The 20,636-nt window shown below is 35.1% G+C and carries 20 protein-coding genes; 7 read left to right on the top strand and 13 right to left on the bottom strand.

All coding sequences use genetic code 11. The annotated features are described in order from the left end of the window. Positions 1-946: 946 nt before the first annotated feature. The 7 genes from U8526_RS09805 to hflX all read right to left on the bottom strand — a co-directional run bounded on the left by U8526_RS09805 (position 947) and on the right by hflX (position 10,884). Entirely contained in the window at positions 947-2,908 is a 1,962-nt protein-coding gene (locus U8526_RS09805; protein ID WP_334341782.1) for a translation factor GTPase family protein, read from the bottom strand. 934 nt (positions 2,909-3,842) lie between these two features. Further along, positions 3,843-4,772, bottom strand: a complete 930-nt coding sequence (locus tag U8526_RS09800) for an ABC transporter ATP-binding protein (RefSeq protein WP_334341781.1) — start codon at positions 4,770-4,772, stop codon at positions 3,843-3,845. Further along, positions 4,772-5,818, bottom strand: a complete 1,047-nt coding sequence (locus U8526_RS09795; protein WP_334341780.1) for an ABC transporter ATP-binding protein — start codon at positions 5,816-5,818, stop codon at positions 4,772-4,774. The genes U8526_RS09800 and U8526_RS09795 overlap by 1 nt, the downstream gene beginning before the upstream one ends. 16 nt (positions 5,819-5,834) lie before the next feature. Next, positions 5,835-6,860, bottom strand: a complete 1,026-nt coding sequence (locus U8526_RS09790) for an ABC transporter permease (protein ID WP_025085029.1) — start codon at positions 6,858-6,860, stop codon at positions 5,835-5,837. Further along, positions 6,860-7,792: an oligopeptide ABC transporter permease gene (opp3b, locus tag U8526_RS09785; RefSeq protein WP_334341779.1), complete on the bottom strand. Its 933-nt coding sequence runs from the start codon at positions 7,790-7,792 to the stop codon at positions 6,860-6,862. The genes U8526_RS09790 and opp3b overlap by 1 nt, the downstream gene beginning before the upstream one ends. 22 nt (positions 7,793-7,814) lie before the next feature. Continuing rightward, positions 7,815-9,449 carry a peptide ABC transporter substrate-binding protein gene (locus U8526_RS09780; protein ID WP_334341778.1) on the bottom strand — a complete coding sequence of 545 codons (1,635 nt, stop codon included), beginning with the start codon at positions 9,447-9,449 and terminating at the stop codon, positions 7,815-7,817. Positions 9,450-9,588: 139 nt separating this feature from the next. Further along, positions 9,589-10,884, bottom strand: coding sequence for a GTPase HflX (gene hflX, locus U8526_RS09775; protein WP_334341777.1), 1,296 nt, complete (start codon positions 10,882-10,884; stop codon positions 9,589-9,591). A 246-nt stretch (positions 10,885-11,130) separates the two neighbouring features. On the opposite strand from hflX, the gene U8526_RS09770 reads away from it, so the two are divergent. Further along, positions 11,131-11,415, top strand: a complete 285-nt coding sequence (locus tag U8526_RS09770; protein WP_334341776.1) for a bacteriocin immunity protein — start codon at positions 11,131-11,133, stop codon at positions 11,413-11,415. An 83-nt stretch (positions 11,416-11,498) separates the two neighbouring features. Here the strand turns inward: U8526_RS09770 and U8526_RS09765 are convergent, their stop codons facing one another. Then, positions 11,499-11,699 carry a hypothetical protein gene (locus U8526_RS09765; RefSeq protein WP_334341775.1) on the bottom strand — a complete coding sequence of 67 codons (201 nt, stop codon included), beginning with the start codon at positions 11,697-11,699 and terminating at the stop codon, positions 11,499-11,501. A gap of 118 nt (positions 11,700-11,817) precedes the next feature. On the opposite strand from U8526_RS09765, the gene U8526_RS09760 reads away from it, so the two are divergent. Beyond that, complete coding sequence (locus tag U8526_RS09760) at positions 11,818-12,162, top strand: hypothetical protein (protein WP_334341774.1); 345 nt, start codon at positions 11,818-11,820, stop codon at positions 12,160-12,162. A 626-nt stretch (positions 12,163-12,788) separates the two neighbouring features. On the opposite strand, the gene U8526_RS09755 is transcribed toward U8526_RS09760, so the two are convergent. The 4 genes from U8526_RS09755 to U8526_RS09740 form a co-directional block, all read right to left on the bottom strand. After that, on the bottom strand, positions 12,789-13,373 hold the full coding sequence (locus U8526_RS09755; protein WP_334341773.1) for a hypothetical protein: 585 nt from the start codon (positions 13,371-13,373) through the stop codon (positions 12,789-12,791). A 133-nt stretch (positions 13,374-13,506) separates the two neighbouring features. Further along, positions 13,507-14,253 (bottom strand): response regulator transcription factor, encoded by a 747-nt coding sequence (locus tag U8526_RS09750; RefSeq protein ID WP_334341772.1) that lies wholly within the window; start codon positions 14,251-14,253, stop codon positions 13,507-13,509. A gap of 3 nt (positions 14,254-14,256) precedes the next feature. Further along, positions 14,257-15,528: a GHKL domain-containing protein gene (locus tag U8526_RS09745; protein WP_334341771.1), complete on the bottom strand. Its 1,272-nt coding sequence runs from the start codon at positions 15,526-15,528 to the stop codon at positions 14,257-14,259. Next, positions 15,515-16,810 (bottom strand): GHKL domain-containing protein, encoded by a 1,296-nt coding sequence (locus tag U8526_RS09740; protein ID WP_334341770.1) that lies wholly within the window; start codon positions 16,808-16,810, stop codon positions 15,515-15,517. Before U8526_RS09740 ends, U8526_RS09745 begins: the two co-directional genes overlap by 14 nt. A gap of 183 nt (positions 16,811-16,993) precedes the next feature. Between U8526_RS09740 and U8526_RS09735 the strand changes: the two genes are divergently transcribed. Both U8526_RS09735 and U8526_RS09730 read left to right on the top strand, forming a co-directional pair. Then, a complete protein-coding gene (locus U8526_RS09735; RefSeq protein WP_334341769.1) occupies positions 16,994-17,203 on the top strand; it encodes a hypothetical protein in 210 nt (69 codons plus the stop codon). 105 nt (positions 17,204-17,308) lie between these two features. Beyond that, the gene (locus tag U8526_RS09730; RefSeq protein WP_334341768.1) at positions 17,309-18,004 is read left to right on the top strand and encodes a hypothetical protein; all 696 of its coding nucleotides are present in this window, start codon (positions 17,309-17,311) and stop codon (positions 18,002-18,004) included. Here the strand turns inward: U8526_RS09730 and U8526_RS09725 are convergent. Further along, a complete protein-coding gene (locus U8526_RS09725) occupies positions 17,994-18,575 on the bottom strand; it encodes a hypothetical protein (RefSeq protein WP_334341767.1) in 582 nt (193 codons plus the stop codon). The two genes, U8526_RS09730 and U8526_RS09725, sit on opposite strands and share 11 nt — an antisense overlap. A 184-nt stretch (positions 18,576-18,759) precedes the next feature. Between U8526_RS09725 and U8526_RS09720 the strand changes: the two genes are divergently transcribed. Genes U8526_RS09720 through U8526_RS09710 form a run of 3 tightly spaced genes read left to right on the top strand, consistent with a single transcriptional unit; the run spans position 18,760 to position 20,628 of the window. Further along, positions 18,760-19,134, top strand: a complete 375-nt coding sequence (locus tag U8526_RS09720) for a GntR family transcriptional regulator (RefSeq protein ID WP_334341766.1) — start codon at positions 18,760-18,762, stop codon at positions 19,132-19,134. Continuing rightward, positions 19,127-19,834 (top strand): ABC transporter ATP-binding protein, encoded by a 708-nt coding sequence (locus U8526_RS09715; protein ID WP_334341765.1) that lies wholly within the window; start codon positions 19,127-19,129, stop codon positions 19,832-19,834. Before U8526_RS09720 ends, U8526_RS09715 begins: the two co-directional genes overlap by 8 nt. Next, positions 19,831-20,628 carry a hypothetical protein gene (locus U8526_RS09710; RefSeq protein WP_334341764.1) on the top strand — a complete coding sequence of 266 codons (798 nt, stop codon included), beginning with the start codon at positions 19,831-19,833 and terminating at the stop codon, positions 20,626-20,628. Before U8526_RS09715 ends, U8526_RS09710 begins: the two co-directional genes overlap by 4 nt. Positions 20,629-20,636 lie beyond the last annotated feature (8 nt).

The raw sequence follows: 20,636 nt of genomic DNA, 5'->3' as shown, positions 1-20,636 counted from the left end.
TTTAGTACCTCGCTTCTATCATTATTTTAATCTCAGTATAAATCAGAGTGAGGATGAATTCAGGTAATAGGTCTTGCCAAAGGTAGTAAAATCAGACGTTTTGGAATATTGAGTCCGTTTGGTCATAAATTCTTCACATATTATTATAAATTAATTCGTAATTTGGCAATCGTATATTCATAAATTCCCGTTATTATTTAAGCATAGTCAAATAACAAAGAGGTGACCGGATGAACAAACAAATTCTTTAGAAATAATCCTTTTTAAATATACTTATTGAAAACATAAAATGAATAGAAATAAACCCCTTATAACTTATATACAAAATTAAAACCCTTATAAATTCAATTAATATATCTCCCCCCTATAAAAGATATATTTACAGATAAACTTGGAAGAAGTGACCGGATGAAATTGGAAGCTAGTTTTACTAATTAGATGATGAATTTAGATTACTCACTTAACAAATAGAATAAACCCTTATATTAATTTAAACCCTATTTTTAAAAGTTTAATCCCCTTATTAAACACAAATAAAACTTTATTTATCTCCCCCCTTAAGATAAAAAGTTAAATAAGATATTTATCCTACATATAAATATCGTAAACAAAAAGCCTGCTTGTTTAGCAGACTTTTTTGTTAGTTGTTAAATCTTGGAATTGTGCTTTAAAATGCCGTCTTCCGCAAAAAATATGTGGGCCGCTGGAACGTAGCGGACGCGACTTGAAGCTAATAATTTTCCACTTCGTGTAAAATTATGGATCTTCAAGCTCGGTCTTCTACTAACCTTGCTTCGCAAGCTAAGTAGAATTTCGCTACTTAGGGCCCACATATTTTTTACTCCAGACTAAATCCTACTTCTTTTGTTAGTAAATCTGGATGAATATTTCTAATTTCGTTACTACAAAGTTAAAAAGTTAAAGATTAAATCATTGGAAAGGAAATCTAAGCAAGTTCATTTCCTTTTTCTAGATTTTCTAATGGATAAGTATAAGGTAGGTGAGCTGTTTGTGGGACTTGGTCCCAAGCTACGGGATAGCCGGCACCGTGGGCACAGAAAACGGAATCGGGGGTATTTTCTAGATCGGAAACGGGATGATATTGTGTTTTTTCTATAATTTCATCGGCGTTGTGGCAAGGGCGATAACCGAGAACGATGCATTCTAGTTGTCCTTGACCATGTGTGTAAGCTCGAACTTGTTTACTGTAGCCTTGCATCTGAGATACTGGAGCAATACCGGTTAAGATATTGGTCTGATTATTGGTTACTTCTGGTGTGTCAAAAGTTCCATTCATCTTTTGAATATCATTCATGGCACGACCTACTTGGTCTTGATCTACTTCTAGTCGGAATTGATACCATGGTTCTAACAATTGGCAACCGTTAAATTGTTTAAGCATCATTAATCCTTGTCTGACAGCTCGCCAAGTTGCTTCACGGAAATCGCCACCGACTGAATGGACATTGCTTGCTCGACCACTGATCAGTGTTATTTTCATGTCAGTGATTGGGGCACCGATTAGGACTCCTAAATGTTCTTTAGCGCCTAAATTAGATAAAACTTGATGTTGCCAATTTTTACCGAGGGTGTCGAGATTACATTGAGAGTCAAAGGTTAATCCGCTACCTGGTTTATCGGGTTCTAATAATAGATGAACTTCGGCGTAATGACGTAGGGGTTCAAAGTGACCGATACCCTCAACTTTTTTAGTGATAGTTTCTTTGTAGAGAATGCTGCCTTGACTGAAATCGACATCTAAATTAAATCTTTGTAGAAGTAATTGTTGAAGGACTTCTAATTGGACTTCACCCATTATTTGTACACGGATTTCTTCAAGTTGATTGGACCAAGTTACACGAAGTTGAGGATCTTCATCTTCTAGTTGTCTCAGAGCAGTTAAACATGTGTGAATATCGTTATCTTTAGGATCAACAGTATAGGTGAGGACTGGTTGAATTGTTGGATCACTGGCGTTAATTTCTTTGCCTAAACCTAATCCAGGAAAAGTTTCAGTTAAACCAGTGACAGCACAGATTCCTCCAGCAGCGACTTCTGGTTGTAATTCAAATTTAGAACCATTGTAGATTCGTACTTGATTGGCTTTTTGATCTTTGAACAAAACATCCTTATTATGTAAAATTCCGCCGGTCACTTTGATCCAAGTTAAGCGTTCGTCGTTTTCATCATGAGAGATTTTAAAAACTTTGGCTCCAAAAGTGTCATCATATGTAGATTCGTTTGTCCAGTTCTCAAAGCCTTGAAGAAACTCATCAATTCCAGAAATTTTCAAAGCTGAACCAAAGTAACAAGGGAAAATTTGACGTTTTTGAATCATGTGACGAACAGTATCGTCCGATAAAGTGCCGGATTCTAAAAATTGATTGAGGATGTCATCGTCTTGAAGGGCAATCTCTTCGTAAATATCATCCGTTAAATCGTTAAAAGCTATACAACCAGGAGAAAGTTTATTCTGTAATTCTTCCAGTACTTGAGTTTGGTTGACACCAGCAGCGTCAATTTTATTAACAAAAATAAAAGTTGGTATCTGATAGTTTTGGAGTAGGTTCCAAAGCGTTTTGGTGTAACCTTGAACACCATCAGTGGCAGATACGACCAAAATAGCATAATCAAGGACACTTAAAACTTGTTCAGTTTGGGATGCAAAGTCGACGTGTCCGGGAGTATCCAAGAGTGTTAATTTCAAATTATCGTATTGTAAGTTAGCTTGATGAGAGAAGATAGTGATACCACGCTTTTTTTCAAGATCATCTGAGTCCAAAAAAGCATCGCCGTTATCGACACGACCGAGTTTACGCAATTGACCAGCTTTGTAGAGTAAAGCCTCAGAAAGAGTAGTCTTGCCGGCATCAACATGTGCCACGATTCCAGTTACAATGTGTTTCATGAATATTTCTCCTCTCAAATTTGGGTTAAGGATGCCCGTCGGCAGTAGAGAATCTGTGGGCCACTGGAACGTGGTGGACACGACTTGAAGCTAATAATTTTACACTTCGTGCAAAATTATGGATCTCCAAGCTCGGTCTTCTGGTAACCTTGCTGCGCAAGCTAACCAGAACTTCACCACTGAGGGCCCACAGATTTTCTACTGTCGACTGTATTTCTGTTTCTATTGTTATTTATTAAAATTGCAGTATTTGAATTGTTTTATGTAATCAAGTAATGATTATGATTTTTGGTTCAGAAAAATTATATAAGTAATGGAATGGGATATTAGTCCGAAACAACAAGCTTAATTGGTCTTAGATGTGAAATTATATTTATCGATTCCTAAAATAGAAAAGAAACCAGATTAAAGAATTCATCTCGGATAAAACAAATGAAGTACTCTCTAGTCCGAATAGTGCCCATAGCGTTCCAACAGCATTCCCAATTTTCGCGGAGGACGGCAGTCACTACACTATAATCAATCAAACAGAACTTATAGTACATTTTACTATCACTTTTGTCTAAAAAAGACGGTTCGTCAAAATTTCTTCACAATTAATTATTATTTAATTCGTAGTTTACTAATCATATATTCATAAATTCTGGGTATTATTTAAGCATAGTCAAAAGCAAAGAGGTGATCGATGATTACAAAACATTCTCCAAGAATTACTAAATTACATAAATAAAAAATTAACGATAAATAATCTTTTTAAACTCTAATCTCCCTAAAAAATAGATATATCTCCTCCCCAAAGATATAAAATTTTACAAATTTAAACAGAAAGAAGAAATTGTTATGAAAAAGACAAATACAAAAAGAGCTCGCCTTATGGCAAGCTCTTTTCTTTATGTAAATAACTTTTAGGATTTGATTTGTCAGATGTTATTTACTAATTCTTTTTAAAACTAGCAGCTTTTTCATCGTTGCAGTATAAGAAGTGTCCGGGAAGTACTTCTTGTAGTCTTTGATCATCTTCAAATGGACGTTTGTGATCGAAATCGATTCTAGTTCTCTTAGTTTCAATTTCAGGATCAGGAACGGGAATAGCTGATAGCAAACTCTGTGTATAAGCATGAAGTGGATTGTTGTAAATTTCATCTGAGTCTGCTAATTCAACGATTTTACCACGATACATAACGGCGATACGGTCTGAAATGTATTTAACCATTGAAAGGTCATGGGCAATAAATAGGTAAGTTAATCCTTGTTTCTTTTGAATGTCTTGCATCAAGTTAACAACTTGGGCTTGGATAGACACATCCAAAGCTGAGATAGGTTCATCAGCGATGATGAATTGAGGATCAACAGCTAAAGCTCTAGCAATACCGATACGTTGTCTCTGTCCACCAGAGAATTCGTAAGGGTAACGAGTCATATGTTCAGGGTTCAAGTTAACCATGTCGAGCAATTCACGGACACGTTTGTCACGTTCGTCGTCATTTTTAACTAGGTGGTGAACATCAAGTCCTTCAGCGATGATATCTTTAACCTTCATTCTAGGATTCAATGAAGCGTATGGATCTTGGAAAATCATCTGCATTTCACGACGGAATTCCTTCATCTTAGGACCGTGACTCTTGATTTTACTAATATCTTGGCCATTGAAAAAGATATGACCGTCAGTTGGATTGTAAAGTCTGATAATACTACGTCCAGTAGTACTCTTACCAGAACCAGATTCACCAACTAGACCAAAGGTTTCACCCTTATAGATATCAAAGGAAACGTCATCAACAGCCTTAACCATGTTAGGTTTGCCAATGTTAAAATACTGTTTTAAATTCTTTACGGATACAATTACTTCTCTTTCGTCAGCCATTATTTCACATTGCCTCCTAACTTCTTAAATTTTTCGAAACGGTTAAGGATACTTGCTGGTGGTGTTACCTTTGGTGCATTTGGATGAAGTAGCCATGTTGCAGCGTAATGGTGCTTTGAAACTTTGAAGAATGGTGGTTGTTCTTCTTCATCAATCTCCATAGCGTAAGCATTACGTGGAGCAAAGGCATCACCCTTTGGTGGATTCAAAAGGTTTGGTGGTGTACCAGGAATAGAATTCAAACGATCGGACTCGTTAGTTTCTAGAGTTGGCATTGAATCTAGTAATCCCCAAGTGTAAGGATGTTGAGGATTGTAGAAAATGTCGTTAACTGAACCGAATTCGACTAAACGTCCGGCGTACATAACGGCGACACGATCAGCGATACCAGCAACAACACCCAAATCATGGGTGATGAAGATGATTGAAGTACCGATCTTTTGTTGTAATTCTTTTAATAGATCAATAATTTGAGCTTGAACAGTAACGTCAAGGGCAGTTGTTGGTTCATCAGCGATTAGGATTTCAGGGTAATCAACGATGGCAATAGCGATAACGATACGTTGTCTTTGACCACCTGAAAATTGATGAGGGTAGTCATTCATTCTGGCTTTAGGATTAGGAATACCTACTAAGCGTAAAACTTCTTCAGCACGCTTGAGAGCATCTTTTTTCGAAACGTTATTGTGGATCAATAGTGGTTCCGCAACTTGCTTACCAATAGTCATAGTGGGATCAAGCGATGTCATAGGATCTTGGAAGATCATAGAAATTTTATTTCCACGGATCTTGTCCATTTGTTTGTCGCTCTTTTGTAAGAGGTCATCTCCATGATAGAGGACTTCCCCTTGTGAGATTGTTCCGTTCTTAGCTAGTAATTGTAGGATCGAACGAACTGTGATGGACTTACCAGAACCAGATTCACCAACAATTGCTAAGGTTTCACCGGCGTTTAAATGGAAGCTAACACCACGGATGGCATGAACGACACCATTATAGGTATCGAAATCAACATGCAAATCTTTTACTTCTAAAATTTTATCCATTGTGATTTCTCCTTAGTTAGTTTTCTGATGATTGTGGGTCAAAGGCATCACGTAGACCATCACCTAGAAGGTTTGTGGCGATCATGATAACACTCAAGATAATAGCCGGAGCCCACATTTGATATGGTAAGAATCTAAAGGCTTTTTGACCATCTGATAGAAGGGTACCTAATGAAGCGTTTGGAGCAGGAATACCAATACCAATGAAACTTAGGAAAGCTTCGAAGAAGATGGCATTTGGAATAGTAAACATTGTTTGAATAATAATTGTTGATGAAAGGTTAGGAATTAAGTGCTTTGTGGCAATCTTCATTGAAGGTTCACCTAAAGTTCTAGCAGCTAAAATATATTCTTGTTCTTTCAATTGGAAGGTTTGCGCCCGGACCAGACGAGCCATCGTGACCCATCCAGTAATAGCAATCGCAATAACGATTGATGTCAAACCTGGTTTTAGGATGATCATCATTAGGATAACAACGATCAAGTTAGGGATAGATGAAACAATTTCAACGATACGTTGCATGAATGTATCAGTTTTGCCACCTTTCCAACCAGAAACGATACCGTAAGGCACACCGATTAGAAGATCAACTAAAGTAGCAAGCACGGCAACAACTAGTGAAAGTCTTGTACCGTAGATAATTCTTGATAGTAAGTCACGTCCAAGGTAATCAGTACCTAGGATGTAGAAAGTACCTTTAGGAGCATCGGCTTGTTTATAAGCGTCAACCATGTGTCCACCCATATTTTGATAACCGTTCATACCAGGGATATTTAGGTTACCCAACTTAGGAGGCAAGTTGGACATTGTAACTTGTTGTGCATTGGGATTATGTGGGGCAATGATTGGAGCCAAGATTGAAATAACAACGATGATTGAAATTAATGCCAAACATACGACAGCTACTTTATCTTTGAACAAACGACGACGAACATCCTGCATATATGTAAGTGAAGGCGTACCAATTTTTTCTTGGTCTTTATTATTTTCGTCGTGAATTAATCTGAATTTTTCCTTAGGAATTTGAGGAATCTGTTCCATTATTCTTTACCTCCGTTTCCTAGTCTGATTCTTGGATCGATGAGACCATAAAGGATATCAACGATTAAGTAAACTATGATCAACAAGAATGAATAGAAGATTGTAAGTCCCATGATTGTAGGGTAGTCATTTGTAGTGATTGATTTAACGAATTGTTCACCGATACCAGGAATTGAGAAGATGTTCTCAACAACCATGGAACCAGTCATAACTGAAACAGCCATAGGTCCGATGATAGTAACAACTGGGATCAATGAGTTACGTAGCGCATGCTTTGCAACAACGCCCCAGTTTGAATTACCTTTTGATTTAGCTAATTCAATGTAGTCACTACTCATAACATCCACCATCTCGGTTCTCATGAATCGAGCAACAGTACCTAATGGTAAAGCTGATAGGGCAAGTGTAGGTAGGATACTTGATTGGAAGTTATCCCAAAGAGCAACTGGGTAGATCTTCCATTTGTAGGCTAGGTAGAACTGAAGTAAAACGGCTAAAACGAAAGATGGAATTGATAGACCTAGGATTGAAATGAATGTTGCAAGTGTATCAACCCATGTGTTTTTACGGATAGCAGCGAGGGCACCAAGAAGGATACCACCGATAGTACCAACGACCATAGCTTGGGCACCAATTTGCATTGATGGAGCAAGTCTTTGACCGATTAATGATGTAACAGGTTCGTTATTGAATTGGAAAGAAGTACCAAGATTACCTTGTAGTAATCCCCCAATGTAACGAATATATTGAACAAATACTGATTGATCCAGTCCATATTGGGCTTTAACGATCTTCAGTTGCTCCGCGGACATACGGTTTTGGTTGGAAAACGGAGTACCAGGAAGCATCTTCATCATGAAGAAAGTTATCGTCGCAATAATGAAAAGGGTCAAGAATAAATAAAGAATTCTTTTGAGAATATATTTAGCCATTATTTAATCTCCCTCAACATAATTATTTTTTGTAGGCTGTAACTAGATTATAACTACCATTTGGTGTGATACGGTAACCCTTAACGTTACTTCTAGTTAAGTTAGCTTGATATGATTGATACAAAGGAATAGCGCCTTGTTCATCAGTTAAGATCTTAGTTGCTTGTAAGAGATCTTGCCATCTAGCTTCTTCGTTTGTAGCATCGGTAGTCTTAGATTTATTGATCAAAGCATCGTATTGAGCATTTGAATACTTACCGTTGTTTTGAACGTTGCCAGTTGTAAAGATATCTAGGAAAGTAACGGGATCTGGGTAATCGGCGTTCCAACCAGTAACAACAATATCGAAGTTACCAGATGTTGATTTATCTAGACGAGACTTAAATGGTACGTTTGATAAAGTGATCTTGATACCTGGCAAATTCTTTTCCATTTGTCCTTGAAGGTATTCGTTTTGTTTCTTGGAATTATCTGTATCATCACCTAGAAGAGTGAAACTAAGGTTCTTTTGACCAGTTTCCTTGATACCTTCCTTCCAAAGTCTTGTGGCTTCTTTAGGATTGTATTCAGTGTATTGATTTGATGATTGAAGCATCTTTTCTTTAGTGAAATCAACTTTAGTTGTTGGGTTGAATGACATACCGACAGGAACAATAGTATGTTCGATACCACCAGTCTTACCAAGAACGTTGTTAGTTAATTGACTACGGTTGATTGACATTGAGATAGCTTGTCTAATTTTGGCATTTCGGAAGAACTTGTATTTCTTTTGGTTCAATTCAAGATAGAAGTTAGCTGTTTGTTTATCCATTGAGAAAGTCTTGTAACTGGATACTTGACGAGCTGTATCTCCACCAAGTTTTTCGTAACGGTTGATTCGGTTAGCATCGTAAAGGTTTAAACCAGTATTGGCATCCTTAACAACGTAATATTTCAAAGTCTTTAATTTAACATTCTTAGCGTTCCAATATTTGTTGTTCTTAACTTCAGTCCAACTATTTTTAGAAACGTTCCAGTTAACTAGTTTGAAAGGTCCGTTGAAGACCATACCAGTACTACTCAAACCATATTGTTTACCAGCTTTTTCAACTGAAGGTTTGTATTGAGGGTAGAAAGTTGAACTTGCCATCAAAGTATTAAAGTATGGAATAGCATTTTCCAAAGTTACTTCAAGTTTATATTTACCTAAAGCTTTAATACCTAAAGTATTTACAGGCTTTTTACCGGCATTGATCTTGTCAGCATTTTTGATACCGGAATAAATATAAGCGTATTGTGAAGCAGTTTTAGGATCAACGGTTCTTCTCCAAGCATAGACAAAATCATTAGCTGTAACGGGTTTGCCGTTTGACCATTGAGTGTGTCTCAAATCGAAAGTATAAGTTTTACCGTTATTAGTTGGTTTAACAACCTTTTTAGCAATTGCAGGTTTTAATTCACTGCCATCGTATCGGTAAAGACCTTCCATTGTGTTTGTTAAGTGTTGAGCACCAATAGCATCAGTGTTCATAGATGAATCCATGGTTGCAATAACATCTCCGGAGTTAATTGCAAGTGTATTTTTACTGTCTTTTTCAGTAGCGGAACCACAACCGCTTAGAACTAATACGAATAGAAATATCGGTAACAATGCAAGTAAATACTTTTTAGATTTCATTGTTTAACCTCCCTAAAATTATTATTCTTAGAATGTACTAATGAACATTAAAAACAAATCGCCCTTAATTAGAAAAATTCTAATGTTTTATAAAATAATAATACATTATGTATAAAAATGCAAAAAAAAATAGAGCCATCTATTTGTGAGATGACTCTATTTCGACGTAATTATTAAATCTTTCTAATTCTTCAGGGCTAAGATTGGCGGTAATTAAAGATCCGTCATTAGTAAACTCTTTTTTGAGTACTTGAGAATTTCTTAAAATTTCTTCTGTAATTTTTTGTTTATCATAAGGAATTAAAAGGGTTGTCTCTTTATAATTAGCGAAAATCTTTTGTTTGATCAATTGAATCAAGGTTTCGATCGACTTGCTATCGAGAGCTGAATAATAAATATTGTCGCCTTCGATAGAAGGGAATTGTTGACCAGGTTTGAGATCAGCTTTGTTGAAAGCATAAATCATTGGTTTATCAACGACGCCAACTTCCTTCAAAGTTTTTTCGGTAACTTCTAGCATATTCTTCCAATGCTCGTCACTGACATCAATGACCTGAATTAAAATATCAGCGTCTTGAGCTTCTTTTAGAGTGGTCTTGAATGATTCAACTAAGTTGTGTGGCAACTTGCTGACAAAGCCAACAGTGTCGGATAAGAGGAAACTAGTATTATCTGCCAAGTCAATACGGCGGACACTAGTATCTAGTGTTGCGAAAAGCATATTTTTTTCGAAAACTTTACGATCGTCAGAATCTTCTTTGTTAAAATTCAATAGTCCGTTCATAGTCGTTGACTTACCAGCATTGGTGTAACCAACTAAAGAAACTAAAGGTAAAGTCGTATTTGTGCGACGTCTGCTTTGAACGTTGACCGTTTTATCGACTGTCTTAAGTTCGTTACGTAAAGCAGTGATACGTTTACGAATAACTCGACGATCAAGTTCCAGTTTTGATTCACCAGCACCACGGTTAGCTAAACCGCCAGAAGCAGATTGTTGATCCAATGGATTACCTGACGGGTGAATTCTTGGAAGTTGATATTGTAGTTTAGCAATTTCGACTTGAAGCTTGGCTTGTTTGGTTTGTGCTCGATTGGAGAAGACTTGAAGGATCAATTCGGTACGATCCATGAAACTCAATTTAGTTTCTTTTTCCAAGTTTCTGATTTGGGATGGTGTTAATTCGTCATTTAAAACGATAATTTGAACGTCATCAGCATTGGCGATTTCTTTGATCTCAGTAACTTTACCAGAACCAAAGTAAGTTGCGCCACTGACAGAATCTGATTTTTGAGTGATCGTGTCAGCAACTTCCATATTGTTAGCTTCGACTAATGAAGCAAGTTCTTGCATTGTGTACTCGAAGTCAGGTTGTAGGTGGCTAACTCCGGCGATAATAACGCGTGTTTTTTCGTATGTTAATTTAGATTCAGTCATAAATCCTCCTGGTGGCACTATTTACCCCAGGGATAATAATGCCTTTTTATTATTTGTGTGCAATGATATTTATTCTTAAGCGCATGATCTCAATACCATCCTTTCAATAAACTGTATAAATAATAACATGTAAGTTGTCTTCACGCTATATAATAGGTAGATAACGTTTACTTAATTAATATTTGAATTAGAAATTGACTATATAGAGTATAATTACAAATATATTTATATTTGGGGGGATTAATTATGAATGCTAATACAGAAGAGTTAATGAAATTAGTTGATGAAGCTGCTCAAGAAGAGGTTGTGAAAAATGATAAGAATCTTTATGCGGCAGTGGTTAAGGCTTATAAAGAATTGAATGAAGATCAGAATATCACGATTATCAGTGGCAATTTAAGTGGGGAAATCAATCGTTATTTGTTAACACATGATTATAAGGCACCAAAATCAGTTGTCGATTTAGGCCAGAAGTTACAGAAGTATGCGGCCAACCGTTGGGGACATGTTAATCCGATTAACTTGGGATAGAAATGAAAACAGCGACTATTAAGTATTCAAGGTATTTTTACATATCCTGAATACTTAATAGTCGCTGTTATTTTCTTCATAAATTATAAACGTAAATCAGTTTTTTTCTTAGGCTTTGGTTTATGGAATAAACTTAGTAAGAAACAAATAATAGCTGAAATAATAAAAATAGCATCGATCAAGCCCCAGATTTGTTTAGTGGAGTGATCGATAAAAATAATTCCGACAATTAAAAGAATAACGCCGTACCAAAAATTCATGGTCTTGTAAAATTGTTTATTCATAAATATCTCCTGAGCAGTAATTAAGGTATACTTTAAATTATACACCATCGGGTAATAGTTAATTTTGGTATCTATTGAAGTGAAAATCGTTTATATTGATTGGTGGGTGAATAAATAAATGGATCATTCAAAACAGAGATTATTGCTTTCATTGTTGGTTGAGTTCAGTAATGCTTTTTCTAAACAGATCAATGAGTCAGCGATTAACCAAAAAATGGAACATTATATTAAGGATACAGTTCGGGGATTTGTTGAAAAACAATATCGTGGAACTATTTTTGATAAAGAGTTTAAAAAGATGGTCGAAGAAGTTAATGATGCTAGAGACAAAAACTTGGTTTTCAATTATTACACTGAAAAACTTTGGAAAGAGATAACGCAGTTATCACAGAAGACAACTAGTTTCTCCAATGCCTATTCGATTATTGATATTCTAGGAAAAAATAAAGATGCTTTCTTCTAATTAGAAATCACGATTCTTGATCAATGTGGTTGAAATATGCCGTCGGTAGTAAAAAATCTGTGGGCCGCTGGAACGTGGTGGACACGACTTAGAGCTAATAATTCCGCACTTTGTGCGTAATCATGGATCTCTAAGCTCGGTCTTATACTAACCTTGCTTCGCAAGCTAAGTATAATTTCACCACAGAGGGCCCACAGATTTTTTACTACCGACTAGATTTTTAGTTCTAATATTATTGAGTAAATTGCAGTATTTAGAGATTTTTTAGTGCTGTGTAATCAAATAGGAATTTTAATTCTTAAATAAAATAACAGCTTCCATTAAGTATTCAAGACATGTAGATGTGCTTGAATTTCTTAATAGAAGCTGTTTTTTGTTTAGTATTTAGATTTTAAAATGATTGATAAACAGCCTGGTTTAGTATGGAGCTACGAGAAAATTGACTTAGCTATGAAATCATTGTTACCGGCTTTGCCGGTTACAATGAGGCCGACTTCGAAGATCCATTATTTTGCACGAAGTGTAAAATAATTAGCTCCGAATCGCGCCCATAGCGTTCCAACAGCATTCCCAATTTTTGTGGAGGACGGGAATTTAGATCCTACCCTCCACTCTGTAATCTGTAATTAGTAGCCTAAACTAACGTTATGATTAGCTTTATTAATAATTTTTGCTGAATCAAGACTGTCGAGAAACTTGTCTAATTTTTCGATAGTCTCTTTTTGGTTGTAAACGAAATCTCTTGAATAATCGAGATTAATTTTTTGTCCGTTATTCAAAACTACATCTAAACTGTTTTGACTTTTGGCAATTGCGATGGAACTAGAGAATAAGCCCAAAGCTCCAGAAAAAGGAACTGCCATGGGTGTAGATGCGGATTTTAAATCACCATTAATAGTAATTGATTGAATATCTTTAATTGAAAATGTTTTTAGCGGACTTGATAAAGGCAATAACATCATCAATAAAACGTTGCCTGGATTGTTAACGTCATTATACTTGACGATTCCATCGTTAACTTGCCAATAATTAAACAATACTGATGAAGCTCTCCAATAGTGGCCTAAAAATACTAGGAGAAAGAATGTTGTTCCAAAAATGAAACCAACGCTGCCAGAGAAAATATCCTTAACCATAACCCCGATTAATAAACCAAGTGCAAGACTCACAATAAGTGGTCTGAAACTAACTTTTTTCCCGAATTTCAACATAATAAACATTCCCTTCAAAATACATTAGATGGTATGAATCTATGACTAAAACTTTGGTACTTTTGATAGTTTAAATATACATCTTTATTGTAATACAAATAAAAAAATATCTTGAACAATAGTAAATTTATTCTTAAAGAGTTTCTTTGATAATACTTTTAAGTTTGCGAGATTTACCAATGGAAAATTTTCTCGTTTCACCATTAGAAAAACCGATCTCTCGAATGGCGAAGTTGATGTGGTGAATGTTTTCAGGATTGATAAGACAAGAGCGACTGATTTTAAATAGAAAATCGTACTTTTGTTCTAAATCGGTTAACTTGCCATAGAATTCGAATTTGCCATTAGTTGAGAAAATGTTGAGGCGATGAGGGATATCAGATGCTTCTACAAAAATAACTTCGGATTTGTCCAAATTATAGACTTGAGTTCCGACTTCAAAAGAGAAGCCACGTTTTTGAACAGTTCGAGTTTCATCAATTAATTGTTGTGCATAGGTTAAAGTGTCGTAAATTTCCTGACGGAATTTCTCTAAAGACTGATCCTTTTCGATGAAGTCGATAGCCGCTACTTTTCGTTTCAAGGTTAAGGGCGCCAGTTCGTCGTGGGTCGTAACAAAGATGATTTTGGCTTGCACATCGACCTTGCGAATCTCTTGTGCTAATTGGATGCCATCAATTTTGTTTTGTAAATCGATATCTAAAAAATAAATACCATTTTCAGGTTCATTTTTCTCAAGATAGAGCAGAACATCATCAGGATTGTTAGCCGTTAATTCGATTTTGAATAAATTGCTGTGAAAAAGGATATAGTTTTTGATCAAAGTGTGAAGCTGCTCAAGTTGGGCGGCGTCATCTTCACAAACAATTATTGGATACATAATTTAATCCTCCTTGGTGATTAAAATAATGTTGAAACGAAACCACTTCTGACTTTGGCTAGATTGAATGAATAAATTAGAATACTTTTTCCTAAGTGCCTTAATATGTAATTTATTGAGGTGCTTTTTCTCTTCTCTGACGGTATCAGGTTGATTATCGATGGAATTGTAGATTAGAAAGGCCAACTGTTGACCTTCTTGGTTAATACTGAGATAGATTTCACCGTTATCTTGTTTTTGCGTGAAGAAAATGGCGTTGTCAATGGCATTGTCGAGTAGATTAATGAAATCAAAAATATTAATAGGTAAGTCGTTTAATTCTTGATTGCAAGTGAAGTGACAGACAATATTCTTTTGGTTGATAGTATTGATTTTGCTGATTAAGAGACTCTTTAAGTAAGAATTGTGAACATTTTTTAAATCTTGAAATAATTCCATCGACAGGTTGCTCAAATAATCATCGGAGTAGTTTTCCAATTTCTTCAGTGCTAGATTCATAGCGTCATAATCTTGTTCATCGACGACAGTTTTCAAACTAAATAGTAAGTTTTTATAGTCGTGTTTGAAATGACGTAATTTTAATTGGTCACTTTCTAACTGATCAGTATAAATTTTAAGATTTTTAACTTGTTCTTCAGCAAATTTATCTTGATAAGCCTTACGATTTCGCACTCGCTGATAGAGGAAAACTATGATAACGAAGATGGATTGAATGACGATGAATAAAAGAGTTATCAAAATAAATATCGGATAAGTGGCGAAACTTTGTACGAGTGTCAGGATGATGTAAAAAATTAAATAGACGTATCCTAAGACGATAGTTGTGAGCGGCGTTTTCGTATCTAAGTGTTTGTTTAGTTTGAAAAAATTATAAATTAATATAAAGATGACTGAAATGACGATGATAGCTAGGTAAATAACCGATAATTGGAGAAAAGATTGAGCATTTAATTTATCCACGGTCACAATGACGGCAAAGACGGTACCAAATAGAAAAATAGCGATAACCTTGACCGCCGCTGTAACGATAAGGATGTTAAGTAAGTAATAGTCAATGTCTTTAGATTTACGCAGATAAAAATAAGTGAATACATCTAGAAATATTTTAGATATTGGAAGCAAAATTTCTATAATTGTGAAACTGAGAATGAAGCTAGGATAAATGATTAATTTTTTCTTATTAGAAAGGCGATTCTGATAAAGATTTCCGAAAAGAAAGAAGAAAAGGAACCAATTGGCAAAGATAGCAAAGAGGCGGGGACTAATGAATGTCATGAATATCACCTCCTAAGGCTAGCAAAGTGATATTCAGATTGAACCAATCATTATTTTTTCGATACTGGACGAATAGATTAGGATACTTCTTTTTAATGTCTTGGACGTTGACCATTCCTAAGCCAGAGTGATTCTTTTTGGTAGTGAATCCTTCTTGCATCATGGTTTGAATCTTAGTTTCAGAATGAATCGTATTATTAATTAAAAAAGATAGTTGTTGCTGCTCTTCAACGATGGCGATTTGGATTTGCGCACCGGTTTGACCCTTAGTGGCTTCAATAGCGTTGTCGATTGAAATACCCAAGAGTCGGACCAGATCAAAAATATTAATATTGACCTCTTTAATAGTATTGCGACATTCAAAGTGACACTTGATATTATTTTGATGGATCAAAGCTAATTTGCTGATAAAAAGACTCTTTAAATAATGGTTCTGTACGTTATTTAAATCTTTGAACAATTGCATGGAAATATTGTCGAAGTAACTGTCGGAATAAACTTCTAGTTTTTCTAAAGCTTGTTTCATAGCGGTATAGTCGCCGTCGGTAGCCACAGATTGAAGAGATGCGATACCGTCTTTATAACTGTGTTCAAATTTGCGTAGATGCAAATGATCTTTTTCGAGTTGATCGGTATACATTTTCAGATTTTTAAGTTGTTCTTTAGTTAATTCACGTTTGTAAGCTAATTGTTGTGTTTGACTAGCCTTACCAAAGAGAACCGCGATGAAAATGCACTGAATGATGATAAAGGTAAAGATACCAATAGTTAAGTCTGAGTATGCTTTGTTTTTTTGAATAAAGTGCATGAATACATAAATTGCGATAAATAAGTAAACTAATAACAAACTGAGTAGAGCTGACTGATCAATCTGCCATTTTTCTTCAATTTCAAAACGTTTATACAAGAAAACAAAGATTATCGCAATAAACATTTTGATCAAAAGGCCAAGGGCCACAAAGAGAAGAACACCTGAGATGGTTCGAGTAGATATTTTGATAAGTATAGTACTGGTTAAAGTTTCATAAATCAGACGGATCAGGGATGTTAACAGAAGGGCATTTATTAAGGCTAAATTCCATTTTTTGTGACGCCAAAGAGTGAGGTAGACGATGGCAAAGGTGATTAAGTATGAATAATCGTTTAAAAAAATTTCAGATAAAAATGAAATTAGAACGAATACTGGTAGATAATATTTTTCTAATTTAAATAGTGAATAGAAAATGCCATAAAAGATTAACCATGCCAGTAATTTCCCTGTATCGTAGATTATTGATTCCACCTCAAATACACCCCCCTTATATCGATATATTAATTATTACATAATATTCAGAGAAACAATTTTTTTGTCACGAAACGGCTGAAATTTATTCATGAACCAAAACTGCCTACTTCAGGATATTATTTACATTCAAGTTCAAAGTGATGCTATATTTTGGTCGAATAAATGAGGGGAAGTAATATTATGGGCTTTACAATAGGAAAATATATAGTCGGTGTCGCGATGATATTACTCGGTATTTATCAGATTTTTAATTCACATAAATACGTTCGTGAGATTCAAAAGGATGGCAATAAAACCACTTCCCATTTTGTTGGTTATGCGGTCTGGTCTAGTTTTGCTTTTGGCCTAATAATCATAGGTATTGGTATGTCGATAATGTCTATGAAGTAGTCGCAATAAAATACGCAACAAAACAATTTTAAGTTGTTTTGTTGCGTATTTTTGTATCTAGAAAAATGTACTTTTGATAGCATAAAAAGAAAAAGGATGAATTTTATGAGTAGGATCTATTTGTTGGTAATCCTGGGTTTATTAGCTCTATCAGGATGTAGCAAACAGGAATCTAACAACGATTTACCCGAGAAAATCAATTTGGAAACCAATGTTAGAACTCGCTTGCAGCAGAACCGATATAATTGGCGTCACCAAGTTAATCAAACTAAGATAATCAATCGTCAATTTTTGGATATAGCGGATGACTACAGTGGAATTACTTTGGAGCAGTTCAAACATCAGAATCGTTACGTAATTAGAGCAACCGTACTGAATTTGCAAAAAATTAAATGGATAGCACCACAGCCAGAGACGAAGCTGACTTTGAAGGTTGATCAGGTTATTAGTGGTAACAAAGGATTGGAAGGTAAGCGTCTCTATTTGAATTTTCCTGGTGGTTTTGGTCGAGAACGTGATATTTATGCGCAGCCAACTAATCCCGATAGTGAAATTTTCTATCATATTCCTAATTCTCCATTGCCAGAAATTGGATCAAAAGTTATTTGCGGATTAATCAGTGATGTTCACCACAACAATGATCGGTTAGATCAGCTTCATATATCTGACGTGGAACATACTTTCTGGGTAAAGAGAAAGGGCAAATACGAATTAAATAATCCCGCTTTTAAAAAAGTTAAGCGTAATTTAGCCATTTTTGAATTAACTACGGAATTTAATGAAGATAGGATTAGTAAATGAGATGTCTAGTTGCTGGAGTCAGGTCGATTTGATTTTCGTGAAAGTCTCGCAAAAAAATTCTCAGTCTACCAGCTGTTTGAGTGGGGTGACGAGCAAAGTCTCTCGACAGATTGAGAGTAATAATCGTGCCATTATTCAGGATCAATTTTAATTTAACGGGATTACGTAACATCGACATCAAATTGTAGAGAAGTCCACGTTCAGAAGAGAGCAACAGGGTAGATGATATTAATTTTTTTATTGGTAGGCCAGTGATCTGAATAGTTTTAACGTCTTTTTTAGCAATGATTTTTAACTTTTCTGTGTGAGGAAAAATCATGATGATTAATCGTTTAAAATAATTACTTTTATCGCTATAACGGATAAATTGGTCCGTCGAATCCCAGTAACTAAAAATGATAGGCAGGATAGTGAAATAGTGTCCAATGAAAATTAACAAAAAGATGATGAATGCGATTCGTAATCCTAATATTCTAGAGATATTCAATCCAAATAAACCACCAATTAAAGTTGCCCAGAAGAGACTGATTAATAGAGGACGGTAAGTTAATTTTTTTCCGAATTTAAGCATAGTAGGTCAGTTCTTTCCAAACTACCCGATCCCAATTTGGTTTTAATTTACCATAATTATTTAACTAAGGTTCTATAAATATTAATGACATTGTGTATAAGAAATTAGTTAAGAAAAGTGGTTGCTTCAGGATGAATATTTCGATACTGTATTAGTGTACTAGTACAGCAAGGATGTGTATCTGATGGAATATATCGAAAACATACCAATTTATTTACAAATTAAGGAATATTTAGAGGAAAAAATCATTACAGAGACTTATCCCTTGGGCGGACAAATACCTTCAGTGAGGCAATTGGCATTTGAATTAGCAGTGAATTCTAACACTGTTCAGAAGGCTCTCAAAGTGATGATTGAGGAGGGAGTCATTATCACGTTACGAGGTAAGGGTAATTTTGTGACTGAAAATGCAGCAATAGTTGAAAGATTAAAAGAAGAAATTGTCAATGAAACCTTTGATTCGGCCTATGACAAACTACATTTATTAAAAATGAATAACCAAGAAATAACCGATAGTTTCTCAAATTATGTGAAACAGAAGGAGAAAAATCATGAGTAATGTACTGACTATTGAGAATCTCACCTATAAAAGAAGTGGTAAGCAAATTCTAGCTGACGTTAATTTGAAACTTGATAGTGGCAAAATCATTGGATTACTTGGAGAAAACGGAGCTGGAAAAACTACTTTAATGCGGGCTATAGCTGGAGTTAATTCAGCTTCAGAAGGCGTTATAACGGTTAATGGCAATACTGATAAAGTGACCATTAAAGAGAATGTCAGTCTGAATGATCATTTGGATGGATTCAAAGTTAACAGTAAAATCAATGAGATCGTACATTTTTATGACGCAGTCTACCAAGATTTCTCAATTGAGAAATATGAGGAAATTGCTAGTTTCCTAGGAGTGGACATGACTGAAAAGCTATCAGCACTGTCTACCGGAACCAGAGGTAAACTGATTGTCGCTTTAACATTAGCCAGATCGGTTAAATTATATTTGTTAGATGAACCTTTGAGTGGAATAGACAGTATTTCCCGTAAAAAAATTATCAGCAGTATCATTCGTTGGAAAGATGACGATGCCACCATTGTTATCAGTGATCATTATGTAACTGCTATTGCCAGTCTATTGGATGAAATTGTAATCATTAAAGATCAACAGATTAGAGAACTTATTCCAGTTGAAAAAATTCAAACTGATTATCATTTGGGGATAGAGGCATATTTTGAAAAAGTCTATACGGGAGAGATTAAATGACGAGAATGCAGACTTTAAATAGCCAGCTCTTTTTCAAGCGTTGGAAAATGGTCAATCTAATATTTTTAATAGATTTGATTGTACTCAGCATGATTATGCTAGTAGATATGATATTCAATAAGTTAGTTTTTAAATCAGCAATGGTTGACCGGTGGTATACGTACTATGTTCTAATAATTTTTATCTCTTATATTGTTTCCTTTATATTGTTGGCAAAAGATAATGAACGGGTACTTTTTAGCAATAAGTATCGAATGATTCCCATTGTGGAATGGAAATTATATTTAAGCAATATTCTAAGTTCTTTCTTAGCAGTACTTTATTTATGGTTCTTAGAAAGTTTAGGTAATACTATTTTTAGGTCCATTCAAGTACATAAATTTATGGTTGGAAACACTCTAAGCAATCTTTTGTACACGAATGATCTTTATAGACAATCTGACTTTGAGATCATTACCACAATGTTTGCCGTCGGATTTTTTTTAATGGTTTTGATCTGGAGCATCATTACATTAGTACACTTTTTAATCAGTTTGATTGCTGAAAGATTTGATTTAAGAAAGAAGAAAGTAATTAGGACTGTGTTGTATATCGTAATTACTTACTTATGCCTTATGATTTTTAATTCCTCAGTCTCAGGCGTTTTTGTTTTGATGTACGGCGATGGCTTTAATGTTTTTGCGAAAATAAATCGCATGTTGTTGACGAGCATTTATATCTTCAGTGGTTGGATCGTAGTTTTGACTGCAATAAATATTTATTTGTTAACAAAACATGTTGAGACGGATTGCTAGGAGGATCA

It is taken from the genome of Companilactobacillus sp. HBUAS56275 (assembly GCF_036913655.1).
Lineage (GTDB): Bacteria > Bacillota > Bacilli > Lactobacillales > Lactobacillaceae > Companilactobacillus > Companilactobacillus pullicola.
Note: the sequence above shows the minus strand (reverse complement) of the source record. Positions and strands in the feature narration are given on the sequence as shown.